Below are 21,318 nucleotides of genomic sequence, written 5' to 3' on the forward strand. Positions count from 1 at the left end.
CCGGGTGCGGTACCCCTCAGGCGTCCTCCAGCCCCTCGCCGATCCCACGGAGCGCCGGGTGGTCGTGGGCCTGGGCGAGGACGTGGCCGATCGCCAGGGCGGCCGCCACCGGCCAGGCCACGACCTCGAGCGCGGCCAGGCCGCCGATGGCGGCGAGGAAGGCGAGGTTGCCGGTCGGGGGCCACCCGACCGGGCCGATCAGCGGGACGTCGACGTGCCAGCCGGTCTCGGGGGCGGCGGGACCGGGGGCGGTGGTGTCAGCGGCGGCGGGCCCGGGCCCCGTGGGCGGGGCGGTCATTGCCGGGACGTCGCGATCCGCGCGACCTCGGCCGGGTCGATGAGGTGGGCGTGGTCGTCATCGCCCAGGTCGATCTGCACGACGTCGATGCGCCCGTTGAACCGAGAGGCGCCGGAGTAATCGGCACTGACCGGGGTGCCGTAGTCGTCCCCGATGTCGGTGGTCTCGTCCGCGGAGAAGATCATCGGCTGGGTCTGGTCCACGCGGCCGCTCCCGACGCGGCGGCCGTCGTAGTAGAGCGCGACGTCGCCGCCCTTGGCGAGGCCGCCACCGTCGTAGGCGAACTCGACGCGGAGCTGGTGACGGCCCGAAGGAAGGTCCTCCTCCGCCGTGGTCACGAACTCCGTCATCCCGAGGAGGTTGTAGGTGAACCGGGCGCGGCCGTCGACGACGTAGAGCGCCCAGCCGCCGAACCGGCCGCCCTGGGCCAGGATCACGCCGCTGGTGGCGTCCTTCTCCGGCGTCTCGATCGCCGCGGTCACGGCGAACGACCGGTTCTTGACGTCGAGCACGCTGTGCTCGCTCAGGCGCCTCATCCCGGGGAACAGCACCTGGGTGGTGCCCGTGACCAGCTGCGGTCGTCCCGCGATGGTCGGGTTGAGGCGTTCGAAGCGGCGGTCGTCGATCGGGAGGACGTTGTACTTCACCGCCTCGATCAGCCAGAGGCGTTGCAGCGCCGCGAGCTTCTCGGGCATCTCGGCGGCGAGGTCGTGCGCCTGGGTCGAGTCGGTGGTGCCGTCGTAGAGCTCCCACACGTCGTCGTCCAGGGGCGGCAGCACCTCGTGGGGCAGCCAGGGGGTGCTGTGGCGGGTGACCGCGCTCCAGCCCTGGTAGTAGAGGCCCCTGTTCCCGGCCATCTCGAAGTACTGGATGTCGTGCCGCTCGGCGGCGTCGGCCTCGTCGAAGCTGTAGACCATGCTCGTGCCCTCGATCGGCGCCTGCTGGACACCGTTGACGAAGTCGGGCTCCGGGATGCCGGCGGCCTCGAGCACGGTGGGGGCGACGTCGATGACGTGGCAGAACTGCGAGCGCGTCCCGCCCTTGCTGCGGATGCCGGCCGGCCAGTGCACGATCGTCCCGTTGCGCGTGCCTCCCCAGTGCGAGGCGACCTGCTTGGTCCACTGGTACGGCGAGCACATCGCCCACGCCCAGCCGACCGCGTAGTGGTTGTAGGCGTCCTCCGTGCCGAGCTTGTCCTTCGTCGACGCCATGAACTCCGGCGTCTCGATCGCGGCGAGGCCGTTGAAGTTCGCCATCTCGTTGAAGGCGCCGTTGACGGTGCCCTCGGCCGAGGCTCCGTTGTCGCCCAGGATGTAGTAGACGAGCGTGTTCTCCAGCGCCCCCATGCTCTCGAGCGTGTCGACGAGCCGGCCGACGTGGTGGTCGGTGTGCTCGAGGAAGCCCGCGTAGACCTCCATCTGGCGCTCGAGCACCGGCTTGAGCGCGGGGTCCATCTCGTCCCACGCCGGAATCTGGTCCGGCCGGGGGGTCAGGTCGGCATCCGCCGGCACCACGCCGTTCTGCTTCTGCCGCTCGAGGGTCCGTTCCCGCTGGGCGTCCCAGCCGTCGGAGAACTCTCCGGCGTACCGGTCCGACCATTCCGGCGGGACGTGGTGGGGCGCGTGCGTGGCTCCGGGGGCGAAGTACATGAAGAACGGCTTGTCTGGCGCCAGCGCCTTCTGGGCCCGCACCCAGTCGATGGCGCGATCGGCCAGGTCCTCCGTGAGGTGGTAGCCCTCCTCCGGGGACTTCTCCGGCTCGATCGGCGTCGTGCCCTCGTAGAGAGCGGGGTAGTACTGGTTGTTCTCCCCGCCGATGAAGCCGTAGAAGTACTCGAAGCCACCCCCGCCCGTGGGCCAGGCGTCGAAGGGGCCGATCGGCGACGTCTGCCAGGGCGGTACCTCGTGGCACTTGCCGAACTGCGCGGTCGAGTAGCCGTTGAGCTTGAGCGTCGTGGGCACCGCCGCCTTCGTGTTCGGGCGCAGTCCGCTCGAACCGGGCGCGGAGGTCGCGGTCTCGGTGATCATCCCCATGCCCACGGAGTGGTGGTTGCGGCCGCTGAGCAGGGCGGCCCGCGTCGGGGCGCAGAGCGCGGTGGTGTGGAAGCGGTTGTAGGTCAGGCCGCCGCGCTGCAGCCGCTCCGCGGTCGGCATGCGCACGGGACCCCCGAAGGGGCTCCCGGCGCCGAAGCCCACGTCGTCGACCAGGACGACCAGGACGTTCGGCGCGCCGGCCGGGGGGAGCAGCGGTTGGATGGGCGGGAACGCGGTGTCGGGGTCCTTCGCGTCATAGGTGAGGACCCCGAGGTGCGGGCGGTCGGGGATCGGCAGAACCCCGCGACGTGCGCCCCGCTCGTCCACCATGTCGCTCTCCCTCGCCTCGGTCGGCCGTGTCGACCGGCCTCCAGGACAGCGGGAGGGTGGCGGCCGGGCATCCCCCGCTGAGGATGAGCGGTCCGCGCGCGCCGAGTCATCTTCCGTGGGTGACGCGCGCAGGTCGCCGCGGTACGACAGTGGCCTCCTCGCCCCCGCCACCCGACGGGAGCACGACGGAGCCGGCCCCGGGGCCGAAGCCGATGAGGAGTACGACATGACCGACGTGGACGGAGTGCAGAAGGAGGACCGGACCCCCACCTTCGGGGCACAGGCCGCGTATCTGAGGGAGCCGGCCCACTACGGGCACGACACCAACGACTTCAGCGGATGGGTTTCGTTCGCCGGGATCATGATGATCCTGCTGGGGGCCTTCCAGATCGTCGAGGGCCTCGTGGCGCTCTTCAGCCCGACCTACTTCCTCGTGGGCGAAGAGGGCCTGGTGCTCTCGCTGTCGTTCGCCGGCTGGGGCTGGGTGCACCTGCTCCTCGGCATCCTCATCCTGGCCGCCGGGTTCGCGGTGCTGGCGGGGAAGGCGTGGGGACGGTTCACCGGGATCGTGCTGGCGGGCCTGAGCGCGCTCGCCAACCTCGTGTTCATCGCCGCCTACCCGATGTGGTCGATCATCATCATCGCCGTCGACATCGCCGTCATCTACGCGCTGGCGACCGACCGCCGAGGCCAGCAGGCCTGACCGCGGTCACTTCGACCCACCCCCGGCTGCACCAGCGGCCGGGGGTGGGCGCGTTCGGGTCCCGCCGCGCCGACCGGTGGCCTCACCAGTCCGTGCGGCGCCGGACCGAGCTCGTCCGCCGCGTCTCGGGGGCGACCTCGCTGCGGACCGTGTCGTAGACCAGGAAGACCTCGTCGAGCGGGGCGTCGGACAGCGCGGCGAGGAACTCCGGCAGGGCCACGCCGACCACGTGCAGGGAACCGCCGTCGTGGGCGAGCTCGGCGCGGGCGCGCGCGAGCACCGGGAGCAGAACGGCGCCGTCCCACGAGGCGGTGAGGTCGACGGTCAGGACCCGGACGCCCACGGCGACCAGTCCCCGCACGATGCCCGACACCTCGGTGACCTTCGCGCGGTCCACCCGACCCGTCACGGTCACCGAGGGACGGTCACCGGAGTATTCGACCACGACGCCGGCGATCGCCGTGTCGTGCGGAGGAGGTGCCGGCTCGTCGGCCTGGGCACCGAATCGTTCGTGAACACGTTGCGCCATGGTCAGCCCCCGAGACTGTCCGCTCTTCGATGCGAGTGCGACGCGGGGTCCGGGCGTGGGCTCGGCCACAGACTATGCCTCGGACTCGGACGTCGCCAATCCACTCGGGACGGCGCGCACCATTCGAGGGAATGAGCGTTCATTCGGCTCCATCGGGCACGCCGTCACGCTCGACGATTCCCGAGAACCCCCGGGGATCCCTTCGGAAAGAGGGGTCACGACGTCGCTCTCACGTCGTCGTCCCGTTCGTGACCCGTCCCGGCGCCCGCTGACCCACCTCTGACCGACCCACCTGTGACCGACCCACCTCGGACCAGTTCGGCGCCGAGGACGGCGGACAGCACCAGCAGCCACCCGAGGACGACCAGCCACGAGATCACGGGGACGGCGACACCGATCAGCCCGTACTCGGCCGCCGCGCCGGAGATGGCCGGCGGCAGATAGGTCGCGGAGAGGGCGAACACCACGGCCTGACCGCACCCGTTGAGCGCGGCACCCGGCAGCAGGGCCCGCCATCCGATCCGACCGCCGACCAGGACCTGGAGGACGGGCCACCACAGCAGCGTGGCCACGACCGCGTTGACGATCACCGCGACCACGACGTGGCCGTCGAGGACGGCGAGCAGCGGTCCGACCGCCACGAGCGCCGCGAACACGAGGATCAGCGCCGCGGCGGCCAGGAACCCGCGCCCCAGGCCCCGGAGTCCGCTCGGCGGGAGCTCCCACGCCGAGACGTAGGTGCGCTGCAGCGCCCGGGTGAAGCCCAGGACCGACAGCACGAGCAGGGCACTGCCGATGATCGTCAACGGCTGGACCGCCGGTGGGCGCGTGACCAGCGACGTCAGCGCGCTGGCCGCGTCGCCGGTCAGCCCCAGGGCGGCGATCACCGCGGGCCCCACCGAGGCGCGGATCGGGCGCGGCGACAGCGCGGACACGGCGACCAGCACCGGGATGAGCCCGGCGAAGGCCTGCGCCGCCAGCGCCAGCGCCCGGTCGTACCCGTTGATCGCCATCATGCGGCGCCACACGCGCAGGACCAGCGCGCCCTCGTGGCGCGCGACCACGACGCCGACCCGTTGGCGGGTCCTGCCGACTCCGGTGTGCACGCGCCCCCCGTCCGGGACCTCGTCCCCCTGCCCCGGGCAGCGTGGCCCCCGGTCCCGAGGCCCGGCGTCACCCGCAACAGATGAAACCCGGTCGGGGCGGAATCATCTGTTGGAGGTGATGTGAGGGCGCGTCACCTGCCCACACTGAGGGGCATGACCACACCGCTGGAAGGCGTGGGGCCCTCAGCGGACCCACTCGAACCCGCTCACACGCCGCCGACCAACGGTCGGCACCGCCCGAAGCGGGAGTCCGCGCCCGTGTCGCCCGGGGGCTTCCCCCGCGGGTTGACCCTGTTGCTGGGCATCGCCGCCGCCGTGATCGCGGTCGCCGGCATGCGGGCCGCCGCGTGGCTGATCGGGCCGTTGTTCCTCGCCCTGATGATCGTCGTCGCGGCGCACCCGGTGCAGAGGTGGGCGCGGCGCAAGGGTTGGCCCACGTGGGCCGCCACGCTGGCGCTGATCGTGGTGGTCTACGCCGGCCTGCTCGCCCTGGCCGCGGTGCTGGCCGTCTCGGTCGGCCAGCTCGCGACCGTGCTGCCCCAGTACAGCAACCAGTTCGACGCGATGCTGGACGGGCTGAAGAAGACACTCGCCGGGTTCGGGGTCGGGCCGGCCCAGATCCAGTCGGCCACCCAGGGCATCAGCCTCAACTCCGTCGCCGCCTACGTCGGCGACGTCCTCGCCGGGTTGTCGGGCCTGGCCAGCGTGATCATCCTCGTCCTCGCGCTGCTGCTGTTCTTCATCGCCGACGCCGCCACCTTCGACAAGCGGCTCGACAGCATCGCCGGGGACCGCCCGCACATCGTCGGGGCCCTCGACACCTTCGCCCGCGGCACCCGCAGCTACCTCTTCGTCACCACCGTGTTCGGGTTCATCGTCGCGGTCCTCGACACCATCGCCCTCGAGATCATGGGCGTGCCGCTCGCGATCCTCTGGGGCGTGCTGGCGTTCATCACCAACTACATCCCGAACATCGGCTTCATCTTCGGGCTGATCCCGCCGGCGATCCTCGCGCTGCTCACCGGCGGCTGGTCGTTGTTCGTCATCGTCATCGTCGTCTACAGCCTGCTCAACGTGATCATCCAGTCGCTGATCCAGCCGCGGTTCATCGGCGACTCGGTCGGTCTCTCGGCGACCGTCACGTTCGTGACGCTGCTGTTCTGGGCCTGGGTCCTGGGTGGGCTCGGGGCGCTGCTGGCGGTCCCGCTGACCCTGCTGGCCAAGGCCCTGCTCGTCGACATCGACCCGGGTGCCCGGTGGGCGGATGCCCTGCTCCGGTCCGATCCGGGGGACCCGGAGGAGGACGGTGACGAGGAACCCGCCGAGGCCGCCGACGAGGTCGTGCCTCCCCCCGAGAAGGTCGCCCCGTGAGGGGTGACGTGGGGATGCGGAGGTGACCACCGCCCAGGCGCTCCCGCGCGGGCGGACCGCGGTCGCGCTCGTCCGGGCGCTGATCTACGCGGTCCTGATCGTCGTGGTCTTCTACGTCGTCCCGCTGCGGATGGCCGTCGACGTCGGGACCCTCGTCCGGCTGGTCGTCGGGCTGGCCGTCCTGGGCGCGCTCATCGGCTGGCAGGTCCGGGGGATCGCCCGGTCGCCCTACCCGTCGCTGCGGGCCCTCGAGACCCTGGCGGTGGCGCTTCCGCTGTTCCTGATGCTGTTCGCGGGGACCTACACCGTCCTGTCCCAGGTGGACCCCGCGTCGTTCTCCGAGCCGATGGCGCGCACCGACGCGGTCTACTTCACCGTCACGGTGTTCGCGACCGTCGGCTTCGGGGACATCTCGCCGGTGTCGACGGCCGCCCGCGTCGTGGTGACCGTCCAGATGCTCGCCAACCTGCTCCTGCTGGGCTACGTCGTGCGGGCGATCCTCAGCGCCGTCGACCGCGGGCGGGGCCGCCTGAGCTCGGCGACCGACTGACGCCTCATCCGGCGGGCAGGCTCCGGGTGCCGCCGAGGACGAGCGAGACCTCGACCGGCACGTCGGCGTAGCCCGCCGCGTCGAGCGCGCGGCGCAGCGGGGCGACGTCGGGACCCGGGGGCGGGCCGAGGGCCTCGATCCGGATCGCCGCCGCGGTCCCCGTGACGGACACGATCTGCGCGGAGGCCCCGGCCGCCCACTGCTCGGCCACCGGGCGCACGCCCGCGATCGTGGAGGCGTCGCGGTAGACCTGGTAGCTGCCCGCCGCGAGCGGCACGGCGACGAGCACCACGAAGCCCGCGACCACCGCGATCGTCCCCCGACCGAGCCGGCCGACCGGGCGGCCGGCCGCCTCCGCCGCCGGCCGGAGCCGATAGGCGAGGAGCAGCCCGGTGCCCGTGGCGACGATCGCCGCCACGTTCGACGCGAACAGCAGCAGGGCGCCGAGGGCCTGGCCGGGCTCGCCGGACTCGAGCGTCAGCCCGACGACGGCCAGGGGCGGCACGAGCGAGATCGCGATGGCGACGCCCGGCAGCGTGTCCGAGACGTCGTCGCGGACCAGGGCGAACGCGCCCACCAGGCCCGTGGCCAGCGAGGCGACCAGGTCGATGAGGTCGGGGCTGACCCGGGAGGCGACCTCGGAGTTGGTGGCGGCGACCACCGGTTCCGGCACGAGCAGCCCCAGCAGGAACCCGAGCGCCACGACGAGGGCGGCCCCCGTGAGGACGGTGGTGACGCCCCGCAGGATCCGTGCCCGGTCGGCGAGGACGACGGCGAGGGCCGTGCCCAGGATCGGGGTCATCAGCGGCGCGACGATCATCGCGCCGATCACCGTGGCGTCGGAGTCGGCGACGACCCCGGCGCCGGCGATGATCGCCGCCAGCGTCAGCAGCACCCAGAAGGCCGACTGCTGGCGCCGTCCCTCGAGGAAGAGCCGGTCGGCCATGCGATCGATGTCCGCACCCGACACCGCCACCACGCGCATCGGCCCAGCGTCGCGGGCGTCGACCGCCGACCGCCTCCCCCGCCGCGGGGGAGACGCGATCTCCGGTGCCCCGACATCCCCCGACTCATCCCGATGAGGTGATGCCAGGCGGCGGGTCCCGGCCGAGAGTCGCTGTCGGACGGCGGCGCCCTCGGGGCTCCGCACGGCACGGACGAGAGGTAGATCGATGGCGACTCTGACCGCGGTGAAGTTCCCGACGGCCGTGGGGGCGGACGAGGCCCTCCAGATCCTGGAGCGCCTGCAGCGAGAAGAGGCGATCAGGATCCACGACGGCGCCGTCGTCTCGTGGGTGGACGGGGCGAAGAAGCCGAAGACCCGCCAGCTGAACCACCTCGCCGGATCGGGCGCCCTCGGCGGCGGCTTCTGGGGCCTGCTCTTCGGGCTGATCTTCTTCGTCCCGATCCTGGGGCTGCTCGTGGGTGCCGCGATGGGCGCGGCGTCCGCCTCGCTGGCCGACGTGGGGATCGACGACGACTTCATCAAGGAGGTGCGGGAGAAGGTGACGCCCGGGACCTCCGCGCTGTTCGCGCTGACCTCCGACGGGGTGCCGGACAAGGTGGCCGAGGCCTTCCGGGGCGTCGACGGCGAGCTCCTGCACACCAACCTCTCGAGCGAGCAGGAGGCCCAGCTCCGCGAGGTGTTCTCCGACGCGCACGCCGTCTGACGGGTCGGGACGGAGTCGGGGGACAGCAGAGCCAGGGGAGAGGACGTGCGAGGTGACCGCTGAGGTCGCGCCGCCGGCGAGCACGGACGCGCCCGTCGCGCCGATGGACGTCCTGCGGTCGCGGCGCTATCTCGGCCTGCTGGGCCTGGCCGCCGTGCTCGGGGTCCCGATCTCGGCGCTCGCCTACGGGTTCCTCCTCCTGACGGCGGCGCTCCAGACCTGGGCCTTCACCTCGGCGCCGCTCGCGCTGGGGTACGCCACACCGCCGTTGTGGTGGCCGCTCATCCCGCTCGGGGTGGCGGGCCTGCTCGTCGCCCCCGTGATCCGGTACCTGCCGGGCCACGGGGGCGAGTCCCCGGCCGACGGCTTCCACGCCGGCGGTTTCCCGGCCGGGCGCGAGCTCGGCGGGATCGCCGCCGCGGCGCTCGCGAGCATCGGGCTCGGCGTGGTCGTCGGGCCGGAGGCGCCGCTGATCGCCCTCGGCGGCGGGCTCGCCGTGCTGGCCGTCCGCCTCGCCCGCGGGGGAACGTGCCGGCCGGCGTCGCCTCGGTGGTCGCGGCGACCGGGAGCTTCGCCGCCGTGAGCACGCTGTTCGGCTCCCCGCTGGCCGCGGCGTTCCTCATGATGGAGGCGGCGGGCCTCGGCGGCGCCACGGCGACGATGGTGCTGGTCCCCGGGCTGCTCGGGGCGGGGATCGGGTCGCTGGTCTTCGTCGGCCTCGGCTCCTGGACGGGCTTCGGGACCTTCTCGCTCGCCGTCTCCGGCCTACCGCCCGCGGACGACCCGACGCTCGGTGCGCTCGGGTGGGCCGTGGCGGCCGGTGTCGTGGCGGCCCTGCTCTGCTGGCTGATCCGCTCCGCCGCGCTCTGGGTGCGGCCGATGGTCGTGCGGCGCGCGCTGGTCCTGATCCCCGTGCTGGGACTCGGTATCGCGGCGCTCGCGATCCTCTACGCCGGGGTCACCGGCCACGACGTCGCCGAGGTGCTCTTCTCCGGGCAGAACGCCCTCGGCCCGCTGCTGAGGGACCCCGCCGCCTACGGCGTCGGCGCGCTCCTGCTCCTCATCGCGTGCAAGGGACTGGCGTACGCGGGGGCGCTCGCCGGCTTCCGCGGCGGGCCCACGTTCCCGGCGATGTTCATCGGGGCCGCCGGCGGCACCGCGCTCGCCCACCTGCCCGGACTCGACGCCCTCTCCGGCGCCGCGATCGGCATGGGCGCGATGACCGTAGGGATGCTCCGCCTGCCGCTGACCTCGGTCCTGCTGGCCACGCTCTTCCTGGGTGCCGACGGCCTGACCGTGATGCCGCTCGTGATCCTCGGCGTGGTCGTCGCCTACGTGGTGACGTTACGGCTGCCCGACCCCGGTCCCCGCGTCGCTCCCGCCCCGGAGGCGGCCTGATTCATCCCCGCCGGGTGACCCACCCGCGGGCGCGGGGCGCGACGCTCGTGGAGCGTCGGACCTCTCGGCGCGGGACCCGGGTGACGCCGGGAGAGGAGTCGACGATGCCGCTCGACGACGCGGAACGGTCGGTGCTCGCGGAGACCGAACGGTCCCTGGCCGCGGACGACCCCTCCTTCGCGCGCCGATGGCACCGCGCGTCCGGCCGCGGCGGCCGCGCGACGCGGATCCGGCTCGTCGTCGTGGTCGTCGGGCTGCTGCTGATCGTCGGCCTGTTCTGGCTGGGGCTCCCGGGCCAGGCGCTGCTCATCGTGCTCCTGACGGTCGGGGTGCTGCTCGGGGTCGGCTGGCGCCCCCGGCTGCCCCAGTCCCTCCGGGACGAGCTCACACCCCCCGCGCCCCGAGCCCCGGACCCCGGTGCCTGAGCGCACGGCCAGCGAGAGGCGATCATGCTGCTCTTCATCTACGTCCGGCACATCCGCCGCTACGCCCACGACATCCCGTGGGTCCACATGGGCGTCGCCCTGTTCGGCAACGTCGCGTTCGTCATCGGCAGCATCTTCTTCCTGTATCCCGCCCTGACCCGGGCCGGCACGTGGCTCTTCGTCGTCGCGTCGTGGGGCCTGCTCGTCGGCGTGATCGGCGAGATCTTCGCGCGGTACGAGGCCCGGCAGCGTGCCCAGGCGGTCGTCTCGGCGGTCGCCGACCGCGTCGAGTGACGACCGGGGACGCCGGCCCCTCGCCGCCGGCGCGCGGCGCGGAGCACGATCACGAGCTCCTGGGTCTGGGGCGGCTCCGACGCCACGCGTGGATCGACCACCTCGTCCGGGCCGCCGCGCAGTACCTCGAGCGCCACGGCGACCACTACGCCGCCGCCATCACCTACTTCAGCGTCGTCGCGCTCGTCCCGCTGCTGATGGTCGCCTTCGCCGTGGCCGGGTACGTCCTGCTCGGCGACCCCGAGCTGCTGGAGGATTTCCACCGGGCGGTGGTCGCGACGGTGGGGCCCGGACTCGCCGAGACGGTCGACCAGCTCGTGGCGGAGGCCCTGCGCCAGAGCGAGACCGTGGGCGTGCTCGGTCTGGTGCTGGGTGTGTACACGGGACTCGTCTGGATGTACCGGGTCCGCGAGGCCCTGTCCGCCCAGTGGGGTCAGCGCACCGCGGGCCCGCCCTACCTCGCGGGGGCCCTGTCCGACACCGTCGCCCTCCTCGGCCTGGCCGCGGTGCTGGCCGTCGCGGTCGGCCTGACCACGCTCGGCGACCTCCTCACCGGGGCGGTGGCCGGCGACGAGGGCGCCGGCGGGGTCCGGACGGTCGCCGCGGCGACGATGACGCTGGCGCTGTCGCTCGCCGCGAACCTGGTGGTCCTGCTCTGGGTGATCGCGCGCCTGCCCCGGGAACGGCTGCCCCTGCGGGTTGCCGTCCGACCCGCGCTCCTGGCCGCGGTCGGCTTCGAGGTGATCCAGCGGATCGGGACCGTCTACCTCGGCTGGGTCACCGGTTCCCCGGCCGGCCTCGTGTTCGGCCCGGTCCTCGGCCTGCTGGTGGCGATCTACCTGAGCGCGCGCCTCGTCCTCTTCGCCACGGCGTGGGCGGCGACCCGCCCCGGCGCGCCGCCGGCCGTCATCTGATGCGGGTGATGCGGGGGCCCCGGGGTCGGTCGACGGTGGGTGGACCGAATGCACTGGAGGTTCCCTTGTCCTCACATCCGGAACACCTCGTCAACACCCGCCTGCTGATGGGCGGGGCCGTGCTCACCGGCATCGGCGGCACGATCGCGACACTCGGCCTGGCGCTCGGGAGCGCGGCCGTGATCGGCGCCGGCCGGCGCTGGCAGCAGCGCACGGAGATGACCCCCGCCCAGCTCGCGAAGCACGCGATCGGCGCGGCGCAGGCCGCGACGAACGCCGGCTACGGCGCGTGGCGCGGACCGGCGCCGATCCCGGCGCAGCGTTCGTCGTCCGACCGGGTCGCGACGCCGGTGTCGTGAGGGCCGGCGCGCCCCGTCAGCGGGGCGCGCCGTCGGGCCGCGGGGAGCGGCCGCGACCAGGTCCCCGACCTCCTGCACCGGCACGGTGTGGGTGGTCGCGGCGGCCGCCGCCGCGTACTCCACGACGGCCGGCCCGCGCCGGGCGCGGCGGCGGGCGAGGACGGCGAGGACGATCCCGGTGGCCGAGAAGATCGCCAGGGCCAGCGACGCGGCCGCGAATCCGCTCGCGAGCGCGTCCTCCGGCGACTCGCCGACGCCCTGGCGGGCCAGGCCGACGTTGCCGTAGATCCCGGCGGCCACGGCGGTCATCACCGCGCCGCCGACGTAGCGGGCCATGTTCGAGATCCCGGACGCGGCCCCGACGTCGGCGGGGGAGACGCAGGACGTCGAGATCGCGGAGGCCGGCCCGTTGGACAGCCCCAGCCCGACGGCGATCGCGAGGAGCGGCAGGACGAACGTCGCGTAGGTCCAGCTCGGCTGCACGAACACGAGCGCGGCGAAGCCGCCCGTGAGGAGCAGGAACCCGGCCGAGATGATCGGGCGGGTGCCGAAGCGGCCCGTCAGGGGCGTGATCGCGGGGGCGACGAGAATGACGAGCGCCGCCACCGGCAGCGAGGCCAGACCGGCCGCGAGGCTCGACATGCCGAGGCCGGCCGGGTCCTGGAAGTACAGGCTCATCAGCAGCCCGAGGGCGGCGATCGCGCCGGCGCCGATGAGGATCGCAAGGGTCGAGCCGACCAGCGCCAGGTTCCGGAGCAGCCGCAGGTCGACCAGCGGGGCGGTCACCCGTCCCTCGACGACGACGAAGCCGACGGTGGCCGCCACCGAGACGACCAGGCAGGTCAGGGTCGGTACCGAGACCCAGCCCCAGTCGGCGCCCTTGGTCATGGCGAACACGAACGGCACGAGGATCCCCGCGATGAGGGCCGTCCCCGCGAAGTCGATCGTGCGGGGCCGGTTCGGGTCGGACGACTCCTGCACGGTGCGCAGGGTGAGCGGCACGCAGACGAGGGCGATGGCGGCGTCGATCCAGAACAGGCCCTGCCACCCGGTGGCCTCGTCGAGGAGACCGCCGACCAGCGGGCCGGCGGCCGCGCCGGCCGCGGCGGCGGCGCCCCAGAGCGCGACCGCGCGCATCTGCTGGGCCCCGGACGAGGCGACCGAGAGCAGACTCAGGCCACAGGCCAGGATCGTCGCGCCCGCGGCTCCCTGGATGACACGGCCGACCACCACCAGCGCGCCCGATCCGGCCAGGGCGATCAGCGCGCAGGACGCGATGAAGAGGGCCAGCCCGGCGAGGAACACCCGCCGTCGCCCCAGGATGTCCCCGAGCGCCCCGGACGTGACGATCACCGCGGCCCCCACCAGCAGGTAGCCGGTGACGGCCCACTGGAGCAGCTCGATGGAGGTGTCGAGGTCCGCCGCGATCGACGGCAGCAGGATGCTCACGGCCGACGTGTTCGCGTTCACCACGAACGTCGAGACGCAGGCGACGGCGAGCACACCTCGCCCTGCGCGCAGTCCGCCGACGGGGGCGGCCCCGGATCCGGCTTGGCCCTCGGTCATGGGTGCACTCTTCCGCCGGGCACGGGCGCGTTCCTCACCCGTAGGGGATGAGGTGGGTCAGGACGCCCGGCGCAGGACCGCGGTCAGTCGCCCCACCGCGCCGACCGCCCCGAGGCCGCCGAGCACGAGCAGCACGGCAGTACCCCACCCGTCGAGCGCGCCCTGGATGAGGACCGCGTGGCCGACGCCGAGCACGACGACGAGCGCGGCGAGGCTGCCGTGGAGGAACCGCCAGGTGGCCGGTGACCAGCGCAGACGCCGCCGCAGCACCCCGAGCAGGGTCACGACGGCGAGCAGGACGGTCGCGAACAGGGCCATGCGCGCCCGGGTCGGCCCGTCGGGCGACATCGAGAACAGGGCGTCGTCCGGGTCCTCCACGAACAGGGCGACGACGTGCAGGGCGACCAGGACCGCGACGATCCCGCCGACGCGGACGTGGACCCCGACGCGACGCCGGGTCAGCCAGGGCTGCACCGCGAGCGCGGCGACGGCGAGGCACGCCGCCAGCGTCGACACCACGAGCAGCACCGGTGCCCCCGCGAGGTGGGGACCCGCGAGGGCGAGGACGACGAGGAACGCCCCGCCGAGCGCCGCCGCGGCCCCGACGACCCGGACCGCGCTCACGACGACGGCACCAGCGTGAGGTCGACGACGGCCAGGGTGTCCTCGGAGTCGACGACGTGGCGCTGGAAGACGGCGCGCCACGGGCCGCTCACGTCGTGGGCCACGTGGACGTTCGGCTCGCCGAACTGGGCGACGGCCGGGTCGGTGTCCACGCGGTAGCGCCCGTCGGGCCCGGTGAGCACCGTCGTCCGGTTCTCGCGCTCGCTGCCCAGCGCGGTCTGCAGCCACACCTGCACCGGCACGCCGGGCAGCGGACGGCACGCCGTGTCGCGCACGATCCCGGTGATCACCAGGCCCCGTCCCAGCGGCACGTCCAGCGGGGCGTCGTCGTCGTAGTTGTTGCGTCCGCCGGGGTTGGTCACCGTGGGGGCGCAGGTCGCGCCGGGCGGCGCGGCGATCGGGGCGGGGGCCGCCTCCGTGCTGCCGACGTTCCGCGCCCCGGTCCCCGAGGCGTCGGAGTTCCACAGCGCCGCGGCGATCATCGCGGCCAGCAGCAGGACGGCCCCGACCGCCACGGGGTGCGGGCCGGTGCGGGTGGTGGGCACGGGTCCAGCCTGCCCTGCCCGGGTCGCGACGGCTCAGGCCGGGACGCGGGCCAGCACCACCGAGTTGACCACGTCGGTGTGGGGGTGCAGCACGGCCACCGGGTCGAGGCCGCCGAGGTCGCCGCCGGCCACCTCGAGCACGGGGTAGAGCAGGCCGCGCAACGAGTGGGCGCTGCGGGCGAGCACGAGGGCGCCGGGCCGCATGCGGGCGCGCACGTGGGCCAGGGCCGCGGCCTTCGCCGGGGTCGAGCCCGACGAGGGCGGCCACGCAGACGAGGTCGTAGTCGGCGAGGTCGTGGTCGGCGAGGTCGCCGAGGTCGCCGAGGTACAGGACGTCGCCGGCGGCGACGCGCACGTCGTCGCCGAGCGCCGCGGCGAGCCGGCCGCCGAGATACACGGCCTCCGGGTCGATGTCGACGGCGTCGACCTGCACGCCGTGGCGGGCGAGCAGCAGCGCCGAGAGCGGCAGCGGCCCCGAGCCGACGAACAGGGCACGACGCGGCGCGCGCGGGGCGTGACCGGCGACGGCGTGGTACTCGATGCGGGTGAGGTCGCGGTAGTTCTGCAGGTACGGGAACGCCTCGAGGGCGGCGTGCGGGTCGTCCGCGGCGAGCACCCGGTGGGCCCAGGCGCGCTCGAGGGCGTACTCGCCGGCGGCGCAGCGGGCGCGCAGGTCGGGGAGGCGCTCGGTGAGCCGCGGGTCGGCGAGCACCGCGTCCACCTCCTCCGGCGCGCGCGGCGCGACGGCGAGCTCGACGAGCGCGGTGAACAGCGCGTCGGTGCGCGGGCCCGGCTCGAGCGAGGGCTCGGCGGCCAGGGCGTCGTGGAGGGCGAGGATGTCGGCGAGGAGACCGGAGGGGCCGAGCTGTCCGCCGGGGCCGAGCTGTCCGTCGGGGCTGACCGGGCCCTCCTGGCTGTCGTGGCTGCGCTCCGTCCCGCAGGCCCGCACCGCGAGGCGCGACGGCAGGTCGAGCGCCCGCTCGCCGCCGGGCCGGGCGGACCCGCCCCCGGAGAACGGACGCGTCGCGGTCCGGGGGACCGGGCGGTCGAGCGGGCTGCTCATGTCGATGTCCTCCACCGGGGCGGGCGGTCGTCGTCGGGCCGGCGTCCGAAGGGATGCCAACACGGCTCCGCCCTCTGGCACAATACGTAAGCGTGTGCGCACACGACAACGTGCAACGGGGTGGGAGCTGGGCCGAGCTCCCACCCGCCGAGCACGTCGACGTGGCCGTCGAGGGCCTGCGGATGCTGGCCGACCCCACGCGTCTGCGGATGTTGTGGCTGCTCTGCGGCGATGAGCTGGACGTCTCCACCCTCGCGGGTCGCCTGGGGGCGACCCGCCCGGCCGTGTCGCAGCACCTCGCCAAGCTCCGCCTCGCCGGCCTGATCACCCAGCGCCGTGCGGGACGTCACGTCCTCTCGCGTGCGCGTGATCACCACGTCGGCGAGCTCCTCGGGGTGCTCGTCCACGACGCGGAGCACCGCCGGTCGATGACGGGTCACCCGTTCGGTGGTCCGTAGGCTCCCGCGCCGTGGGGGGACCCGAGGGACCGCTGGGTGAGGTCGCCACCGCCCTGGCCGCGGGGCGGACGGCCGCTCAGGTGATCGACGCGCACGGGCGTCTGGCCTGGGTGTCGGAGCAGATGCTGATGCTCGCCGGCGCGGACCACGACACCGACGTGGGCTACGGCGAGCACGTCGACGAGGTGCTCGAGCGCCCGCTGTGGCGTGACCTCCTCACCCCCGAGGCCGTCGAGACGCTGCGCCACGACCTGCACCCACGGCTCGACGACCAGAACGGCCCCGCGGCGCCGCTGTGGGTGCTGCCGCTGGACCTGCAGGTCGGGTCCCGCCGGCGGTCGGTGGGCATGCTCGGGGTCGGCCTGCGCCACGCCGACGGCTCGCCGATGGGCGCCGCGCTGATCTACGCGCCGCTGCTCCCGGCCCGGGTGCTCGCCCTGGTCAGCGAGGGCGACGAGGCCATGTTCACGCGGATGGCCGACCTGTCGGAACCGGCGCAGCGCCCGGCGGCCATCGTCTTCGCCGACGTCGACTCCTCCGGCCCGCTGTCCCGCCGCCTGCCGACGCCCGTCTACTTCGAGCTCATCCGCGGGATCACGACGGCGTTCGACGCCCTCGTCGCGCGGCACGGCGGCATCGTCGGCAAGCACGCCGGGGACGGGGCGAGCGCCTACTTCCTCACCGAGGGCCACGGCTCGGACTCCGACGCGGCGTCGGCGGCGCTGCGGGTCGTGCAGGGCCTGCCGAGCGCGGTGGCCGAGGTCGTCGCCGACCTCGCCGAGACCGGCGTCGAGGTCTCCCGTGAGGACTGCCGGCTCAACGTCGGCGCGCACTGGGGCGCGGACCTGTTCATCGGCCAGGTCGTGACCGGCGGGCGCCTCGAGGTGACGGCGCTGGGCGACGAGGTCAACGAGTGCGCCCGCGTCGAGCAGGTGGCGACCGGCGGGCAGCGGCTGGTCTCGAAGACGCTGGTCGAACGGCTCGACGAGGAGGCCGCGGCGGACCTCGGGCTGCGCCCGCGCAGCCTGACCTACCGCATGCTCGCCGAGCTCACCCGCGACGGCGGCGCGGCGGGCGGCAAGGCGGAGCGCGACGCGGGATCGTTGGCGGTCCACGATCTCGGTTGAACGGTCTACGGTTTGCGCCATGAGCGCGGACAAGTCGTCGTTGATCAGCGAAGAGGAGCGGCAGCGGCTGACGGCCGCCCGCGATCGGATCCGCGAGGAGTTCCTCGTCCCGACCGATCACCGTCCGCCGTCGACGGGCAAGGGCATCCACCACACCGCCCTGGTGTGCCGCGACGTGCGCACGACGGTGGAGTGGTACCAGAACGTGGCCGGCTTCCCGGTCACCGTGCTGTTCGAGAACCGCGACCTCGCGGGCTCGACGCACTTCTTCTTCGACGTCGGGAACGGCAACAACCTGGCGTTCTTCGACCTGCCCGGCGTCGACCCGAGCCCCTACGCCGAAGTGCTCGGCGGGCTGCACCACATCGCGATCTCGGTGCCCGGCAGCCAGTGGTACGGGATCAAGCGCCGCCTCGACGAACTCGGGATCGAGTACATGGTCGAGTCCGACGTCTCGATCTACACGCACGACCCCGACGGCGCCCGCGTCGAGTTCATCATGGATCCGCTCGGCGAGATGTACGGCGAGGACACCCTCTGAGGTGTGCGCTCCGCGCACCTCGAAGTGCTCACATGCGCGGAGCGCACCTAGCGGCCCTCAGTAGACGAGCAGGACGAAGCCGTCGCCGGGGTCGGTGCTCGGGGTGATCCGGGCGCCGGTCACCGCGGCGTCGGCGCAGGAGTCGCCCGCGCCCCCGCCGCCGCCCCCGCCGAACTCGCCGCCGTGGCTCCCGCCGTCGCCGCCGCGCAGGCAGCCGCCACCGCCTCCGCCGCCGCCCCCGCCGGTCCTCGAGGTGCCGCCGTCGCCGCCGGTGGGGCCGGGCCGACGGGCACCGGGTCCTCCACCGCCACCGTCACCGAAATCGCCCTCGCCGCGGGACCCGCCCCGGGCGCCCGCCGGACCCGGGCCGTCGCCCGCCTGCCCGCCGGCGCCACCGGCGTAGCGCGACCCGTTCGGTGCGCCGGTCGCGGTGCTGCCCCGGCGCCGCCCCCGCCGCCGGCGACGAGCAGCGACCGGTCGCCGGCGCGGATCGCGCTGGCGCCGCCGCCCCCACCTCCGTCGTCGGAGTCCGCGGGGCGGGCCGTGCCCCGGGAGCCGCCCCGGCCCAGGCCGTAGCCCGGTCCGCGGTTGCCGTCGCACCCGGTGGTGACGTCGAGGCGCCGCGTCGCGCCGGTGTCGAGGTCGCCGGCCACCCGCGCCCCGTGGCCCGGGGCGTGCCCCGCGGTGACGCCCGTCGGACGGCCGCCCTCGGCGCCGACGGCGATCGCGAAGACGCGTCCGACACCCGCGGGCACCGCCCACGGGACCGACCTGCGCTCGCAGTCGAAGCGGGTGCTCCCGGTGTAGCGCCGCAGCGTGACCGTGCCGTCCCCGTTGCCCGCGACCCCGCTGAAGGCCAGCGCTCGAGCTCCGCCGGCCACCGACGACCGTCCCCCGCCGCCCCCGCCGGCACCGCCGCACACCCCGTGCCCGGGGTGCCACCGCCACCACCACGCGCGTGGCCGCCTCCGCCGCCGCCTCCGCCAGGGCCCAGGAAGCCGGTCCGGCCCGCCTCGCCGCGCGTCGAGCGTGCTCCACCGCCGGGGCCACCGTCGCCGTGGAAGCCGACCTGGACGCCGCGGGTCCCGACGTAGCAGGCCCCGCTCCCGTCGTCCCCGTCGTCCGCGGGCGAGCCCCCCGAGCCGCCGTCACCGCCGCGGGTGCCGTTGTTCCCGCCACCACCGCCGCCCCCGCCCGCGACGACCAACGGGGTCGTGCCGGCCAGCACCGCGCTCGCCGCCCCGCCCGCCGCGCCGTCGTTCGCGGTGTAGCCCCGGCCCCGCGAACCGCCGTCGGCGAAGCCCTCGCCGACGGTCGCGGCGCCTCCACGGCGTCCCGGCCACACCGTGAGCACCTGCCCCCGTCGGACGGAGAACTCGGCGATGGTCTCGCCGCCCCCGCCGCCGGAACCGCCGCGGTCGGCGCCGGGGGACCCTCCTTCGCCGCCGGTCACGAAGGCGACGAGGCGGTCGACCCCGGCCGGGATCGTCACGGGGACCCGGCCGCTCGCGGCGGTGAAGGTGCAGCCCGCCGGTGCGGTCAGGTCGCACGGCGCGGCGCCGGGTGGTGTCGTCATCGGGAGGGTGCTCGCCGCTCCGTCGGCGACCCCACCCGCGGACAGCAGCGCCACCGCGACCCCCACCACCCCCAGGCGGGCCCGGCGCCCGACCGGACGCCGGGGCGGGCGGAGCCGATGGCGGGCGGGATCTGACGTGACCATGGAGAGCACCCATCACGAAGCGGTCGGCGCGGCTTCGTGATCACCGGAGCCGTCGACGCGCTCAACGAGCGCGGCCGCAGGGCCTCCCGGAGATCCACCCGGACGGGTGGATTCGTCTCTCTCGTGAGCTGGTCAGCGGCCCTTCCACTCCGGGGCGCGCTTCTCGGCGAAGGCGGCGGCGCCCTCGCGGGCGTCCTCGCTGTCCAGCACCGGGCCGAGGATCTCGCCCTGACGGCGCCACATGTCCTGCGCGCTCCAGTCGGGGGACTCGACGATCACCTGCTTGCTCGCCCGCACCGCCAGCGGTCCGTTCGCCCCGATCCGGGCGGCGAGCTCGCGGGCGCCCTCGAGGGCCCCGCCGGCGGGCGTGAGGTGGTTGACCAGCCCCCACCGGTGCGCATCGGCGGCACTCATCGGGTCGCCGGTGAGCGCGAGCTCCATGGCGACGGTGCGCGGGATGCGGGCGGGCAGGCGCATCAGGCCGCCGGCCGCGGCGGCGAGGCCCCGCTTGACCTCCGGGATCCCGAACGTCGCCTCCTCCGAGGCCACCACGAGGTCGCAGGACAGCACGAGCTCGCACCCTCCGGCCAGCGCCGGCCCCTCGACCGCGGCGATCAGCGGCTTCGACGGCGGGCGCTGGGTGATGCCGGCGAACCCGCGGTCGCCGACGTGCGGGCGCTCGCCCCGCAGGAAGGCCTTGAGGTCCATGCCGGCGCTGAAGAACCCGCCGGCCCCGGTGAGGATGCCGGCGACCAGCGCGTCGTCGCCGTCGAGCTCGTCGAGCGCCGCCGCGATCCCCTCCGCGACCGCAGTGTTCACCGAGTTCCGCGCCTTCGGCCGGTCGATGGTGATGACCAGCGTGGTGCCGTCGCGCTCGGTGCGGAGGACGGGCTCCTCGCCGGAGCTCATCGGGGAGCCATCCGGATCGCGCCGTCGAGCCGGATCGTCTCGCCGTTGAGCATCGGGTTCTGCAGCATCGAGACCGCCATCTGCCCGTACTCGGCGGGGTCACCGAGGCGGCGCGGGTTGGGCACCGACTCGCCGAGGGTCTTGCGGACGTCGTCGGAGAGCGTCGCGAACAGCGGGGTGTCGAACAGCCCCGGCGCGATGGTGTTGACGCGGACCAGCTTCGACGCGAGGTCGCGCGCGGCGCACAGCGTCATCGACACGACGCCGCCCTTCGACGCCGAGTAGGCCATCTGCCCGATCTGGCCCTCGAACGCCGCCACGGAGGCCGTCATGATCATCGCGCCGCGCTCGCCGTTCACCGGCTCGGTGCGCGCGATCGCCGCGCCGGCGAGGCGCAGCGCGTTGAACGAGCCGAACAGGTTGACGCGGATGACCCGCTCGAAGGACTCCATGTCACCCGGGTCGCCGTTCTTCTCGACGACGCGGGTGAGGCTGCCGATGCCCGCACAGTGCACGAGCGCGCGGAACGGGCCGGCGGCCTCGGCCGCGGCGACCGCGGAGCCCAGGGCGTCGGCGTCGGTGACGTCGGCGGCGACGAACTCGCCGCCGAGGTCCGCGGCGACCTCCTTGCCCTTCGACGACGGGAGGTCGGCGACGACCACCCGCCCGCCCGCGGCGGTGATCGCCTGCGCGGTGGCCAGGCCGAGGCCGGACGCGCCGCCGGTGACGAGGGCCGAGACGCCCTGGAGATCCATGATCGGGTTCCTCCCGTGGTCGACGAGGTG

The 21,318-nt window shown here is 74.4% G+C and carries 24 protein-coding genes and 1 pseudogene; 12 read left to right on the plus strand and 13 right to left on the minus strand.

Annotated elements, in window-relative coordinates:
- Positions 1-16: 16 nt before the first annotated feature.
- Complete coding sequence (locus ACQPYN_RS14010; RefSeq protein WP_433037815.1) at positions 17-298, minus strand: hypothetical protein; 282 nt, start codon at positions 296-298, stop codon at positions 17-19.
- Complete coding sequence (locus ACQPYN_RS14015) at positions 295-2,661, minus strand: sulfatase-like hydrolase/transferase (protein ID WP_433037817.1); 2,367 nt, start codon at positions 2,659-2,661, stop codon at positions 295-297. The genes ACQPYN_RS14010 and ACQPYN_RS14015 overlap by 4 nt, the downstream gene beginning before the upstream one ends.
- Positions 2,662-2,887: 226 nt before the next feature.
- On the opposite strand from ACQPYN_RS14015, the gene ACQPYN_RS14020 reads away from it, so the two are divergent.
- Positions 2,888-3,364 carry a DUF7144 family membrane protein gene (locus ACQPYN_RS14020; RefSeq protein WP_433037819.1) on the plus strand — a complete coding sequence of 159 codons (477 nt, stop codon included), beginning with the start codon at positions 2,888-2,890 and terminating at the stop codon, positions 3,362-3,364.
- Between the two features lie 82 nt (positions 3,365-3,446).
- On the opposite strand, the gene ACQPYN_RS14025 is transcribed toward ACQPYN_RS14020, so the two are convergent.
- Both ACQPYN_RS14025 and ACQPYN_RS14030 read right to left on the minus strand, forming a co-directional pair.
- The gene (locus tag ACQPYN_RS14025) at positions 3,447-3,779 is read right to left on the minus strand and encodes a hypothetical protein (RefSeq protein WP_433037821.1); all 333 of its coding nucleotides are present in this window, start codon (positions 3,777-3,779) and stop codon (positions 3,447-3,449) included.
- A gap of 329 nt (positions 3,780-4,108) precedes the next feature.
- On the minus strand, positions 4,109-4,957 hold the full coding sequence (locus ACQPYN_RS14030; protein ID WP_433037823.1) for a hypothetical protein: 849 nt from the start codon (positions 4,955-4,957) through the stop codon (positions 4,109-4,111).
- A 300-nt stretch (positions 4,958-5,257) separates the two neighbouring features.
- Between ACQPYN_RS14030 and ACQPYN_RS14035 the strand changes: the two genes are divergently transcribed.
- Positions 5,258-6,370: an AI-2E family transporter gene (locus ACQPYN_RS14035; protein ID WP_433037825.1), complete on the plus strand. Its 1,113-nt coding sequence runs from the start codon at positions 5,258-5,260 to the stop codon at positions 6,368-6,370.
- Between the two features lie 22 nt (positions 6,371-6,392).
- Positions 6,393-6,920, plus strand: a complete 528-nt coding sequence (locus ACQPYN_RS14040) for a potassium channel family protein (protein WP_433037827.1) — start codon at positions 6,393-6,395, stop codon at positions 6,918-6,920.
- A gap of 4 nt (positions 6,921-6,924) precedes the next feature.
- On the opposite strand, the gene ACQPYN_RS14045 is transcribed toward ACQPYN_RS14040, so the two are convergent.
- The gene (locus tag ACQPYN_RS14045; RefSeq protein ID WP_433037829.1) at positions 6,925-7,905 is read right to left on the minus strand and encodes a DUF389 domain-containing protein; all 981 of its coding nucleotides are present in this window, start codon (positions 7,903-7,905) and stop codon (positions 6,925-6,927) included.
- A gap of 187 nt (positions 7,906-8,092) precedes the next feature.
- On the opposite strand from ACQPYN_RS14045, the gene ACQPYN_RS14050 reads away from it, so the two are divergent.
- The 6 genes from ACQPYN_RS14050 to ACQPYN_RS14075 all read left to right on the plus strand — a co-directional run bounded on the left by ACQPYN_RS14050 (position 8,093) and on the right by ACQPYN_RS14075 (position 11,621).
- A complete protein-coding gene (locus ACQPYN_RS14050) occupies positions 8,093-8,590 on the plus strand; it encodes a DUF1269 domain-containing protein (protein WP_433037831.1) in 498 nt (165 codons plus the stop codon).
- Between the two features lie 52 nt (positions 8,591-8,642).
- Positions 8,643-9,173, plus strand: coding sequence for a hypothetical protein (locus ACQPYN_RS14055; RefSeq protein WP_433037833.1), 531 nt, complete (start codon positions 8,643-8,645; stop codon positions 9,171-9,173).
- Positions 9,170-9,988, plus strand: a complete 819-nt coding sequence (locus tag ACQPYN_RS14060; protein ID WP_433037835.1) for a chloride channel protein — start codon at positions 9,170-9,172, stop codon at positions 9,986-9,988. The genes ACQPYN_RS14055 and ACQPYN_RS14060 overlap by 4 nt, the downstream gene beginning before the upstream one ends.
- 104 nt (positions 9,989-10,092) lie before the next feature.
- Positions 10,093-10,413, plus strand: coding sequence for a DUF3040 domain-containing protein (locus tag ACQPYN_RS14065; RefSeq protein ID WP_433037836.1), 321 nt, complete (start codon positions 10,093-10,095; stop codon positions 10,411-10,413).
- A 24-nt stretch (positions 10,414-10,437) separates the two neighbouring features.
- A complete protein-coding gene (locus tag ACQPYN_RS14070) occupies positions 10,438-10,707 on the plus strand; it encodes a YrhK family protein (protein WP_433037838.1) in 270 nt (89 codons plus the stop codon).
- A complete protein-coding gene (locus tag ACQPYN_RS14075) occupies positions 10,704-11,621 on the plus strand; it encodes a YhjD/YihY/BrkB family envelope integrity protein (RefSeq protein ID WP_433037840.1) in 918 nt (305 codons plus the stop codon). The genes ACQPYN_RS14070 and ACQPYN_RS14075 overlap by 4 nt, the downstream gene beginning before the upstream one ends.
- 71 nt (positions 11,622-11,692) lie before the next feature.
- On the opposite strand, the gene ACQPYN_RS14080 is transcribed toward ACQPYN_RS14075, so the two are convergent.
- From ACQPYN_RS14080 to ACQPYN_RS14100, 5 genes and pseudogenes are all read right to left on the minus strand, one after another.
- A complete protein-coding gene (locus ACQPYN_RS14080) occupies positions 11,693-13,546 on the minus strand; it encodes an MFS transporter (RefSeq protein WP_433037842.1) in 1,854 nt (617 codons plus the stop codon).
- 57 nt (positions 13,547-13,603) lie between these two features.
- Positions 13,604-14,170: a ferric reductase-like transmembrane domain-containing protein gene (locus tag ACQPYN_RS14085; RefSeq protein ID WP_433039194.1), complete on the minus strand. Its 567-nt coding sequence runs from the start codon at positions 14,168-14,170 to the stop codon at positions 13,604-13,606.
- Positions 14,167-14,715 carry a hypothetical protein gene (locus ACQPYN_RS14090; protein WP_433037844.1) on the minus strand — a complete coding sequence of 183 codons (549 nt, stop codon included), beginning with the start codon at positions 14,713-14,715 and terminating at the stop codon, positions 14,167-14,169. Before ACQPYN_RS14090 ends, ACQPYN_RS14085 begins: the two co-directional genes overlap by 4 nt.
- A gap of 33 nt (positions 14,716-14,748) precedes the next feature.
- Positions 14,749-14,931, minus strand: a complete 183-nt coding sequence (locus ACQPYN_RS14095) for a nicotianamine synthase family protein (protein ID WP_433037846.1) — start codon at positions 14,929-14,931, stop codon at positions 14,749-14,751.
- 88 nt (positions 14,932-15,019) lie between these two features.
- Positions 15,020-15,778 (minus strand): annotated as a pseudogene (locus ACQPYN_RS14100) (nicotianamine synthase family protein); the annotation flags it as partial.
- A 92-nt stretch (positions 15,779-15,870) separates the two neighbouring features.
- Here ACQPYN_RS14100 and ACQPYN_RS14105 point away from each other — a divergent pair.
- The 3 genes from ACQPYN_RS14105 to ACQPYN_RS14115 are packed head-to-tail and all read left to right on the plus strand — an operon-like array spanning position 15,871 to position 17,904.
- Entirely contained in the window at positions 15,871-16,236 is a 366-nt protein-coding gene (locus tag ACQPYN_RS14105) for an ArsR/SmtB family transcription factor (RefSeq protein ID WP_433037848.1), read from the plus strand.
- A gap of 11 nt (positions 16,237-16,247) precedes the next feature.
- Complete coding sequence (locus ACQPYN_RS14110; RefSeq protein ID WP_433037850.1) at positions 16,248-17,363, plus strand: adenylate/guanylate cyclase domain-containing protein; 1,116 nt, start codon at positions 16,248-16,250, stop codon at positions 17,361-17,363.
- A gap of 19 nt (positions 17,364-17,382) precedes the next feature.
- Complete coding sequence (locus ACQPYN_RS14115; protein ID WP_433037852.1) at positions 17,383-17,904, plus strand: VOC family protein; 522 nt, start codon at positions 17,383-17,385, stop codon at positions 17,902-17,904.
- A gap of 119 nt (positions 17,905-18,023) precedes the next feature.
- Here the strand turns inward: ACQPYN_RS14115 and ACQPYN_RS14120 are convergent, their stop codons facing one another.
- The 3 genes from ACQPYN_RS14120 to ACQPYN_RS14130 all read right to left on the minus strand — a co-directional run bounded on the left by ACQPYN_RS14120 (position 18,024) and on the right by ACQPYN_RS14130 (position 21,288).
- The gene (locus ACQPYN_RS14120) at positions 18,024-18,785 is read right to left on the minus strand and encodes a hypothetical protein (RefSeq protein ID WP_433037854.1); all 762 of its coding nucleotides are present in this window, start codon (positions 18,783-18,785) and stop codon (positions 18,024-18,026) included.
- 971 nt (positions 18,786-19,756) lie between these two features.
- Entirely contained in the window at positions 19,757-20,533 is a 777-nt protein-coding gene (locus ACQPYN_RS14125) for a crotonase/enoyl-CoA hydratase family protein (RefSeq protein WP_433037856.1), read from the minus strand.
- On the minus strand, positions 20,530-21,288 hold the full coding sequence (locus tag ACQPYN_RS14130; protein WP_433037858.1) for an SDR family NAD(P)-dependent oxidoreductase: 759 nt from the start codon (positions 21,286-21,288) through the stop codon (positions 20,530-20,532). Before ACQPYN_RS14130 ends, ACQPYN_RS14125 begins: the two co-directional genes overlap by 4 nt.
- Between the last annotated feature and the right edge of the window lie 30 nt (positions 21,289-21,318).

It is taken from the genome of Actinomycetospora sp. CA-053990 (genome assembly GCF_050948445.1).
GTDB lineage: Bacteria > Actinomycetota > Actinomycetes > Mycobacteriales > Pseudonocardiaceae > Actinomycetospora > Actinomycetospora callitridis.

Excerpts from the sequence above, each read along its gene's own strand:
- ACQPYN_RS14010 (WP_433037815.1), bottom strand. The coding sequence starts at position 298 with ATGACCGCCCCGCCCACGGGGCCCGGGCCCGCCGCCGCTGACACCACC.
- ACQPYN_RS14015 (WP_433037817.1), bottom strand. The coding sequence starts at position 2,661 with ATGGTGGACGAGCGGGGCGCACGTCGCGGGGTTCTGCCGATCCCCGAC.
- ACQPYN_RS14020 (WP_433037819.1), top strand. The coding sequence starts at position 2,888 with ATGACCGACGTGGACGGAGTGCAGAAGGAGGACCGGACCCCCACCTTC.
- ACQPYN_RS14045 (WP_433037829.1), bottom strand. The coding sequence starts at position 7,905 with ATGCGCGTGGTGGCGGTGTCGGGTGCGGACATCGATCGCATGGCCGAC.
- ACQPYN_RS14050 (WP_433037831.1), top strand. The coding sequence starts at position 8,093 with ATGGCGACTCTGACCGCGGTGAAGTTCCCGACGGCCGTGGGGGCGGAC.
- ACQPYN_RS14065 (WP_433037836.1), top strand. The coding sequence starts at position 10,093 with ATGCCGCTCGACGACGCGGAACGGTCGGTGCTCGCGGAGACCGAACGG.
- ACQPYN_RS14070 (WP_433037838.1), top strand. The coding sequence starts at position 10,438 with ATGCTGCTCTTCATCTACGTCCGGCACATCCGCCGCTACGCCCACGAC.
- ACQPYN_RS14080 (WP_433037842.1), bottom strand. The coding sequence starts at position 13,546 with ATGACCGAGGGCCAAGCCGGATCCGGGGCCGCCCCCGTCGGCGGACTG.
- ACQPYN_RS14115 (WP_433037852.1), top strand. The coding sequence starts at position 17,383 with ATGAGCGCGGACAAGTCGTCGTTGATCAGCGAAGAGGAGCGGCAGCGG.
- ACQPYN_RS14125 (WP_433037856.1), bottom strand. The coding sequence starts at position 20,533 with ATGAGCTCCGGCGAGGAGCCCGTCCTCCGCACCGAGCGCGACGGCACC.
- ACQPYN_RS14130 (WP_433037858.1), bottom strand. The coding sequence starts at position 21,288 with ATGGATCTCCAGGGCGTCTCGGCCCTCGTCACCGGCGGCGCGTCCGGC.